Below are 380 nucleotides of genomic sequence, written 5' to 3' on the forward strand. Positions count from 1 at the left end.
AGCACTGTGTGATCGGGAATGCTCTCCTCAAGACCAAGCCCGACAAAGCGCCGGAACGACAACCGGTCGCCAAGCGCTTCTTCCAGTTCGCGGTCCGACAGCCCATAGAGCGATTGCAGCAACAGCGCTTTGAATAGAACCAAGGGGGGCCACGCAGCGCGTCCCGGCCCGCCATCGCGTAGCGGATTGAGCAGCTTCTCGAAGCGGTACCACTTCGCCAGCCCGGACAGACGGTCGAGCGGCGATGAACCGCTAGCAAGCTTTTGGCCCAGAAAGGCCTCCACCAGGCTCAACTGTCCCGTTTGCTTCACCGCCATCGCGATTCCCTCCGAGCTTCCCACTCACAGAATCACAACCAGCCAATTACGCAACAGGCCCCC

Annotated in this window: 1 protein-coding gene; it reads right to left on the reverse strand. The window is 61.1% G+C overall.

Annotated features, from left to right (window positions below; genetic code table 11):
- Nucleotides 1-317 (reverse strand): transposase (locus tag ACWGTO_RS33930; RefSeq protein WP_454579011.1); only part of this gene is annotated, 317 nt, incomplete at its 3' end.
- Nucleotides 318-380: the final 63 nt, after the last annotated feature.

It is taken from the genome of Mesorhizobium sp. PL10, from assembly GCF_053714315.1.